The 2,743-nt window shown below is 31.0% G+C and carries 2 protein-coding genes and 1 pseudogene; 2 read left to right on the top strand and 1 reads right to left on the bottom strand.

The window, feature by feature from the left end:
• Both AB1Z17_RS03860 and AB1Z17_RS03855 read left to right on the top strand, forming a co-directional pair.
• Window positions 1–725 (top strand): annotated as a pseudogene (locus AB1Z17_RS03860) (NAD(P)-dependent oxidoreductase); the annotation flags it as partial.
• A 468-nt stretch (window positions 726–1,193) separates the two neighbouring features.
• The gene (locus tag AB1Z17_RS03855; protein WP_368050480.1) at window positions 1,194–1,481 is read left to right on the top strand and encodes a TM2 domain-containing protein; all 288 of its coding nucleotides are present in this window, start codon (window positions 1,194–1,196) and stop codon (window positions 1,479–1,481) included.
• Between the two features lie 322 nt (window positions 1,482–1,803).
• On the opposite strand, the gene AB1Z17_RS03850 is transcribed toward AB1Z17_RS03855, so the two are convergent.
• Window positions 1,804–2,616, bottom strand: a complete 813-nt coding sequence (locus AB1Z17_RS03850) for a BT1926 family outer membrane beta-barrel protein (RefSeq protein WP_368050479.1) — start codon at window positions 2,614–2,616, stop codon at window positions 1,804–1,806.
• Window positions 2,617–2,743: the final 127 nt, after the last annotated feature.

Below are 2,743 nucleotides of genomic sequence, written 5' to 3'. Positions count from 1 at the left end.
TAGCTAGAGTTGGAGCTGGTTTAGAAAGTATAGATGTTGAATATGCCGAGAAAAAAGGAATTCTACTTATTTCGGCGCCTGAAGGTAATAGCAATGCAGTTGGAGAGCATGCCTTAGGAATGCTTTTAGCATTGTTTAATAATTTAAAAAAGGCTGATCTTGAAATTCGGAATGGAAAATGGCTTAGAGAAGAGAACAGGGGTATCGAACTTGATGGAAAAACCGTTGGTATTATAGGTTACGGTAATATGGGTAAAGCTTTTGCAAAAAAGTTGCAGGGCTTTAATGTTGAAGTCATTTGTTACGATATTAAGGCTGAAGTAGGAGATGAACATTGCAAACAAGTTACTTTAGATGAATTACAGCAAAAAACGGACGTTTTGAGCCTGCATACTCCGTTTAATGAGTTGTCATATCAAATGGTGAAGACAGATTTTATTAATGCATTTAAAAAGCCATTTTACTTGATAAATACCGCACGTGGTTCTGCAGTTGTAACATCTAATTTAAGGGAAGCGCTTAAAAATAAGAAAATTTTAGGTGCGTGCCTAGATGTGCTGGAATATGAAAAATTATCTTTTGAAAATTTATTTGAGAATAAGGAGTTGCCAGAACCTTTTGAGTATTTAATTCAAGCTGAGAATGTGTTATTATCTCCACATATTGCGGGATGGACTAAAGAGTCTAAAATTAAATTAGCACAAACCATAGTTGATAAAATTAAAGGTAACTTTTTTACTGAAAAGGAAGTTGGAAAAGATAAATTACGAGAAATTAAAAAAGTTACTGGAATTGGTGGTCTTTTCTTTAAAAGTTCGAATCCTGTTAAAACAAAAGAGTGGTACAAAAAGCATTTAGGTTTTAATGTGGATCAATGGGGAGCAACATTTTGGTGGAAAGATAAAAAAGGTGCTGAATGTTCTACCCAATGGAGCCCATTTGATGAAAGTTCTAAGTATTTTGAGCCATCAAATAAAGATTTTATGTTTAATTATCGTGTTGATAATTTAGAGGAACTTCTTAAAGTATTAAAAGTGGAAGGTGTTACTATTATTGGTACAATTGAAGAGTACCATTACGGTAAATTTGGATGGATTTTGGATAATGATGGAAATAAAATAGAATTATGGGAACCTAAAGATAAAGTTTTTTTAAAGTGAAAAATATAATTTTAATGTTCAAATAGATATATCATGAATGTAATTGATGAAAATGGAAATGTAATTCCAAAAAGTACAGAAGAAAGCAAAAGAGTTCTTGCTGGTATTTTAGCAATCTTACTAGGACCTTTTGGGGTTCATAAATTTATTTTAGGTTATACAACACAAGGTATTATATTACTTGCAATTACTATTGTAACGTGTGGTATAGGCGCTGCTGTAACGAGCATAATAGGTTTAATTGAAGGTATTATATACTTAACAAAGTCTGATGAAGAGTTTGTTTATATGTACCAAACTAATATGAAAGAATGGTTTTAGTAGTTTTGAGATTAATGTTGTGAAATTTAGATGTTAATTTAGAAATTTGTAAAATTAAATCTTATTTGTAAATTTCTTTTAAGTAATAATGTTTTAAATTATTAGTGCTATTTCGGGTCCTGGGAAACTTTTAATTGTAATCAGTGGTTATTTAATAACTAATCTCATAATTTAACGTTTGGTAATTTTGGAAAGGTGGTTTTATTTTAGTGATTATGTTTTCAAAGTATTACATACTTTTAGTTAAGATTATTAATGTTTATAAAGCAAAAAAAAGGCTACCATTTGGTAGCCTTTTCATAATATAGTAATATTCCACAAGTTAAAATTTAAACCCAAGTTTAAATGAATATTGGGCAAAGAATGATACTGTATTGTTTTCAGATTCAAGGTTTAATAAACCAGAACCTGGTGTTTTTACACTCGCAATATATGTATATGAAACTGGTTTGATATCAAAACCAAAGAAAAGATCTTTAGCTATATAATAATCAACTCCAGCAACAGCTTGAACTCCAAAAGCAGAAATATCAGCTTGACGTGTTCCTAATAGAGCAGGTGTAGTAATGTTATTATTGTCATCTAAAATTACCTCAGTAAATAAAGATTGTCTTGCATAGTCAAATGGTAAAGCAAATCCTAAATAAGGAAATAACCTTTCATTTTTTGTTGTAAACATCCATTGAGCTCCTACTGTAAGATTAACACTTACATTTTCAGAAGCATCAACTCCAGCATAAGCAGGTACATTAGTGTTTGGCACTCCAGGGATTGGTAATACACCTGGGTTATTTCTTAAAATTGCACCTCCACTAAGTGTTAGAGCAAATTTATTACCAACGTAATATCTACCTTCAGCTCCTACCATATTAGTAATGCTATTGTTGTTAGCATTTACGGTATTATCATAAGCGGTTTCTCCACTAACAATATTAGAACTAGGTACAGTTAACCCCCCATTTAGATATGCTCCTCGTCCAAATACCATCGCTGCTGTAAAGTCACCTTTTTTAGGTGCAAATTTTGCACTGTGGTCACAGTTCTCACAATCGTGGTTTTTTGAATCTTTATCTTGAGCATTTACACTTGTTAGTGCAAATGTTAGGATAAAGCATAAAATTAAATATTTTTTCATATGTTTTAGTTCTTTAAGAGTTATAATTTATTTTATAAAGGGCTGGCCATAAAACTCAGCCCTTTATTATTTTATTCCTAAAGAATTAATCTTCTAATGCAGCTGTCATTAAACCATAATATTCATC

Origin of the sequence: Lutibacter sp., from assembly GCF_040883305.1 — a bacterium.
GTDB lineage: Bacteria > Bacteroidota > Bacteroidia > Flavobacteriales > Flavobacteriaceae > Lutibacter.
Note: the sequence above shows the minus strand (reverse complement) of the source record. Positions and strands in the feature narration are given on the sequence as shown.